2 protein-coding genes and 3 pseudogenes are annotated in these 5836 nt (G+C 66.8%); 2 read left to right on the top strand and 3 right to left on the bottom strand.

Annotated features, from left to right (window positions below; translation table 11 throughout):
- Window positions 1-504: 504 nt before the first annotated feature.
- A pseudogene (locus tag ACTWQJ_RS45155) lies at window positions 505-1365 on the bottom strand (IS701 family transposase); the annotation flags it as partial.
- A 6-nt stretch (window positions 1366-1371) separates the two neighbouring features.
- Window positions 1372-2096: pseudogene (locus ACTWQJ_RS45150) on the bottom strand (ISAzo13-like element transposase-related protein); the annotation flags it as partial.
- 584 nt (window positions 2097-2680) lie between these two features.
- On the opposite strand from ACTWQJ_RS45150, the gene ltrA reads away from it, so the two are divergent.
- A complete protein-coding gene (gene ltrA / locus ACTWQJ_RS45145; RefSeq protein WP_443312195.1) occupies window positions 2681-3943 on the top strand; it encodes a group II intron reverse transcriptase/maturase in 1263 nt (420 codons plus the stop codon).
- A gap of 86 nt (window positions 3944-4029) precedes the next feature.
- On the opposite strand, the pseudogene ACTWQJ_RS45140 reads toward ltrA, so the two are convergent.
- A pseudogene (locus ACTWQJ_RS45140) lies at window positions 4030-4995 on the bottom strand (ISAzo13 family transposase); the annotation flags it as partial.
- 158 nt (window positions 4996-5153) lie between these two features.
- On the opposite strand from ACTWQJ_RS45140, the gene ACTWQJ_RS45135 reads away from it, so the two are divergent.
- Window positions 5154-5836 (top strand): transposase (locus ACTWQJ_RS45135; RefSeq protein ID WP_443312194.1); only part of this gene is annotated, 683 nt, incomplete at its 3' end.

Genomic DNA, 5836 nt, shown 5'->3' with positions numbered 1-5836 from the left:
GCAAAACCCTTCACCTGGACCGCGACCGCCGACGAGGTTCTCGCCAAGGTCCGACTCGTCCAGACCAACGTGAAGAAACTCGTCAACAACAATGCGAACTGACACAAACAGGATCACGAGACACTAGTTTCCGTAGTCCACCGGCAGGGTGCCACTCGACTCGATCGCGGTGGTGCGACACGAGGGCTCGCCGGTGTCGGGGGACTCGGTTCCAAGGGCCTCAGCGCCAGGCATGCAGACCAGGTTCGCATTACTGCATACGGGTGGCGCGGGCCTGGCACTACAGCCTCAGATCATGAGGTTGTGATCGGTTCTGCTCGGGTTGGTGCCAGGGGCGGAGGCGGGTGGGCAGGGGATCGCCGCGCCGGTGGTAGTGGCTGACGGTGGCCCGGGTCTGGTGCAGGGCTCGCCAGTGGTGCTGCTGGAGGTGTTAGGCATCGCTGTGGTGGGCCGTCAGGGCGGTGGCCGCGAGGAGACCGGCGAGGGCGGGAACGGTCAGCCGGATCAGCGGAAGGCGCCCATTCCCGCTGCCACCTGCGCTTTTCCCTCTTCTACCGGGGCCAGGCCGGTGGGCTGCCCGGGAAGCTCGGCCGCGGGTGCGGGTTCCGGGCCAGGATGGTGGGCACGCTGGACGCTCAGGAAGGCCAGGGCGAGCATCGCGCAGGTGACGTGCCGGTACCAGCCCACGTAGCGGCGGACCTCGTACTGGTCCAGGCCGCACTCGTTCTTCGCGGCCTGGAAGCACTCCTCGATCGCCCAGCGCGTCCCGGCGATGCGCACCAGCTCCTGCACGGTCGTCTCCAGTGGCGCGTAGGCGAGGTAGTAGGCGATCTCGTCAGGCTTACTGATACTGCGGCGGGCCAACGCCCACCGCAGCCGGTAGGGGACCTCTCCCTGGTAGTCGAACTCTGCGACGGTCGGCAGCCGCACCGCCGCCCAGTGGTAGACACGCGGCCCTTTCGCACCGTCGCCGCACGAGACCGGCTCCCACGCCTCGGTCGGCGCCTGCGCGAACAACTCCTGGATGCGAGGACAGCCCACAGTGAACTGCGACTTGGGCACGGCGAGCACGTAGCCGACGCCCGACTGCTCCAGCAGCCGTCGGAAGCGCCCTTCCTGCCCGTAGGCGGCGTCTGCGGTGACCCAGCCGATTGGCAGCGGCGAGGCGAGGGCGCGCAGCACCATCACCTTGGCCAGTTCGCCCTTGGTGGCGAAGGCGCGCTCGTCAGGGATCCTCGCTGCGCGGCAGCGGTCGCGGGCGTCCGTCCAGGACTTGGGAAGGTACAGCTCGCGGTCGACGAGGGCCCGGCCGCGGGTGGTGGCATAGGCGGCGAAGACGCCGATCTGGCAGTTCTCGGTGCGGCCGGGGAGCCGTAGCTGAATAACTGTCAGAGTGGATCTGCTGAACGATCTCCGCGGAGTCGCAGGCGGGCTTTGAGCTGTTCCAGGGTGCGGGCGGGTGATCCGGGCAGCGGAGTGACGACGACACGGTGCAGGTCCAGAAGGCGATGGCCGTCTTGGAACTGATTGGACAGGTTGGTGCGGCCGACGTCCAGCAGCTGGGCCAGGAGCGTGCTGGTGATCGCTCCGCGACGGCGCAACAGAGTAGCCAGGAGGCGGTGGTAGTGGTCCAGGCTGCTGGTTTGAGGGTGGAGGTAGCTGCGCGGGCGGTGGAAGCGTCGTTGGAAGGCCGCCTCGGCCAAGGCGTCCCAGTACGGCTCCGAGATCGCCACCAAACGGTCGAAGGCGGGCCGCGGCATTCCGGTCAGGGCCGGGTCGGTGAGCATCGTGGTCAGGGCGGGATCGATCCGTCGTCTGCTCTTGAGTGCCTCGGCAGGCCGGGGCGGGAGCGGTGCCAGGGTGTAGTTCCAGTCGCCGTGGAAGGCGTGGGGTGTGATCGGCAGGGCGTGGAACTCGGCGGGTGCGACCGCGGTGCCCAGGTCGTGGCTGGCCGTGTCCAGCTCGGCGCCGATCCACAGCCCGGTGCGGGTGGTCGTGGCGGCGATGGTCTCGATGATGATTTGGTAGCTGGTCAGCGGCCTGCCCCGCCAGTTCGCGGTGATGTGGCAGAACATCCGATGCTCGATCTTGTTCCAGTGTGTCCTGAATGCAGAGGGGAATTCGATGTAGGACGAGTTGCTTGAAGCAGTGCTGCGTGACCGATGAAGGATTGGCCCTTCGAAGTCGCCCTGCGGGGGGAGGCTTCAAACCGCCTCATGCCGCGTTAGCCGAAGACTGTCGTGGTGAGCGATGAGGAAAAGGCGCCGTGCAGGCGTCAGGTGGGGATCAGGGAGACGAACGCAAGTGAATCGTTGCTGACGTGTCGAAAAGATTACCGACGACATCAAAACCGGGGAGCTTGGAACCGTCCCGGGATAAGCCTGGCGGGAGCCCGCCGACTGGCCAGGCGGTGTCCGGCATGGAGACGACGTGAACCTGATCTGCCGCGGTCATGTGGAACAGGAGAAGGCGCGTACCGATACAGCTCGTTCTGGTAGGGGCGGCGAGAGGGAGCACCCCGAGCGGTTGTGCCGTGAAGGGGCCGAGTACCGATGCGGAACGCGCCGGCGGACCGGCTCGTAGTAGTGGAGAAGCCCCTGTAATGGGGGTGGAGCGAAGGGGCCGGGTCGTCCGTGACTGTGTTGATCGCATCAACCGGACGGTGTCCGGGAGGAGTTCGGTGAGCCAGTTGAAGTCACAGGCCAAGCCGTTTGAGATTTCTAAGTGGGAAGTCAAGGAAGCATGGGAGGAAGTCAGGGCAAACAGGGGAGCACCGGGAGTGGACGGGCAGAGTATCGCCGACTTCGAGAAGGACCTGAAGAACAACCTCTACAAGGTCTGGAACAGGATGTCGTCAGGCTCCTACTTTCCTCCGCCGGTGCGTGCGGTGGCCATTCCTAAGCCGCATGGCGGCGGCGATAGAATCCTCGGGATTCCTGCTGTCGCTGATCGTGTGGCTCAGACCGTCGTGGCCCGGCATTTGGTGCGACGGGTGGATCCTATTTTCCATCCGGACAGCTTCGGATACCGGCCCGGACGGTCCGCCTTGGATGCCGTGGAGAAGTGTCGGGAACGCAGCTGGAAACGGGACTGGGTAGTTGAGTTCGACATCTCCCAGTTCTTCGACAGTGTGCCCTGGGACCTCCTGGTCAAGGCGGTGGAAGCGCACACCGACGCCGTTTGGGTGAAGTTGTATGTGCGGCGGTGGCTTGCTGCCCCGCTCAAGATGCCCGACGGCACCCTGCTGGGGCGGGAGTGCGGGACGCCGCAAGGCGCTCCGGTTTCTCCCGTTTTGGCGAACCTGTTCCTGCACTACGCGTTCGACGTCTGGATGGCCCGGGAGTTCCCTGCTGTCTCGTTCGAACGCTATGCGGACGATGCGGTCGTGCACTGCGTCACCGAGCGCCAGGCCCGCCAGGTGCTGGCCGCGCTCTCGGAGAGGATGGCCGAGGTCGGGCTGCGTCTGCACCCGGCCAAGACCCGGATCGTGTACTGCCAGGACGGATTGCGGCGCGGCTCGTACGAGCACACGTCTTTCACGTTCCTGGGGTTCACGTTCCAACAGCGCCAAATGCGGGACAAGAACGGCCGCATCAGATGGTCGTTCCGTCCCGCGGTCAGCAGGAACGCCCTCAAACGACTCGGCGAGGAGGTCCGTTCCTGGCGGCTCCACCGGCGGGTCAACCTCACTGTGGAAGAACTCGCGCAGCGGATCAATCCGATCGTCGCGGGCTGGATGCAGTACTACGGCCGGTTCTACCGATCGGCCTTGTATCCACTTCTGATGCGCATCAACGCCTACCTGGTGCGCTGGCTCCGCAACAAGTACAGACGGTTTCGCGCGATGAGGAAGGCCATAGCGGCCCTCCAGAGGGCAGCCAAGCGCCGCCCGGGGATGTTCGCGCAGTGGAGGTGGGTCAGTTCCCCCTCCTTGGCCTGGTGATCAGGACGACAAGAGCCGTATGACGAGAGATCGTCACGTACGGATCTGTGGGAGCCGGAGGGTGCGAATCCCTCCGGCTACCCGACCTTCGACGTGCCCGGCGGGAGGTGACAGACGGTGATCTCCAGCCCGCTCTCCAGGGCGAGGGCGGCCAGGTGCTTCTTCCACGTCCAGCGCCGGGGGTCGTTGGAGCCACCGCAGTCGGCGGTGATCAGCAGCCGGGTGGCATCCGGGTGGTCGGCTCGTCCGCGGTGCCGCCACCAGCGGCGGATGGATTCCACCGCGAATTCGGCGGTGTCGTGGTCGGTTCCGACGTTCACCCAGCCGGTGTTGCGGGCGATGTCGTAGATCCCGTAAGGGATGACGACCGGTTGATCGTTGGTGGTGAAGGTGTGGCAGTCCACGCGGATCGGGTCCTTGCCCGGCCGCCAGGTGCGACCGGGCCGGTCGCGGTTGCCGAGCCATTCCTTCGCCTTCGTGTCCACGCTGATCACCGGCTGGTGATCGCCAAGGAAGGCTGTGGCGGTGGCGTTCAGGTGGGCAAATTGGGCGTCACGATCCGGATGACCGGCACCTTCCGAGGTCTTGGCGGTGCCTTGCAGGCTGTATCCCAGGCCGTGCAGCAGACGTCCGACGGTCGCCGCGCTGACCGGGTGACCCTGCGCGGTCAACGCCGAGGCCAGGGACCTCAGCGAGAACGTGGTCCAGCGCAACGGTGAAACCGGATCACCCCGGGTGTGCGGCTCGATCAGGGCCTCCAGCGCGGGCCGCAGACCCGGGTCGGTGACCGTCAGCCGTTTGCGGCCGGCTCCCGGGGCTCTGATCCGCCCGGCCGGCAGGGGACGACTGGACAGCTCGGCGATCCCTCGCGCGACGGTGGCCGTACTGGCGCCGGAAGCGGCGGCCACCAGCATGATCCCGCCGTGGCCGATCGCGCCAGCCTCGCTGGCGAGGTAGAGCCGGCGACGGCGCTCGTCGAGGTGGGGCAGGAGCTGACCGAACTTGGTTTTGAGAGCCGCCACGGAGATCCGGTCGACCGTACGCGCAGCCATACCCTCAGTATTTCGCCAACTCCCGCCCACCGAGCACTAACCCCGGTTATTCAGCGGAATTGGGTGAGCTGACGCACTGACAGCAGAAAGGTGCCGCTGACCTGCGAGGATGCGAGTGTCTAGGTCGTATCCGGTGCAGGAGTCAGGACACCTTTCTGGTGAGCGAGCGTACAGGGTGGGATCGTGGGCTGTCCGTGGCAGCCGACGGGAAGGGGCTGGTCGGGCATGCGGGGGCGATGCTGCTGCGCCGGCTGGCGGACCGGGTGGGGCTGACGCGAGGGCCCGCCGGGATGCTTCCCTCCAGCACGAGTTCCGGGTGGCGGGAGCGGGCCGGGGTGCTCGTCCAACTCACCGTCGCGATGGTGCTCGGGGCACGGAGCCTGCTGGAGGCCGAGCAGCTCCAGCTCCACCACCAGGGCCTGTTCGGCCCTGCGGCCTCGGACTCGACGATGCGCCGCCTGCCGGCCGAACTGGACGACGAGACCCTGATGAAGATCGCGAAGATGCGGCGGCGGGTGCGCCGGCACGTGTGGACGCTGCTCCACCTGCGGCCCGGCGGCTTCCCGTGGCTCACGGTCGCCGGACGGAGGCTGACGGGCTGGATCGTCGTCGGCCTGGACGCCACGGTCATCACGAGCGCGTCCAGGAAACAAGGGGCCGCACCCCCGTTCAAGGGCACGTTCGGCTTCCACCCGCTGGGCGGCTGGCTGGCGAACACCGGCGAGAGCCTCGCGATGGAACTGCGGGCGGGCAACGCGGGGGCGAACACCGTGGACGACCACGTCCGAGTCCTTGCCTTGGCGCTGGATCAGATACCGCACTCTTCGCAGTCGAAGATCCT

Origin of the sequence: Streptomyces sp. KR55, assembly GCF_052245645.1 — a bacterium.
Taxonomy (GTDB): Bacteria; Actinomycetota; Actinomycetes; order Streptomycetales; family Streptomycetaceae; genus Streptomyces; species Streptomyces flavusporus.
The sequence above is the reverse complement of the archived record's forward strand: the minus strand, read 5'-3'. Positions and strand labels throughout refer to the sequence as shown.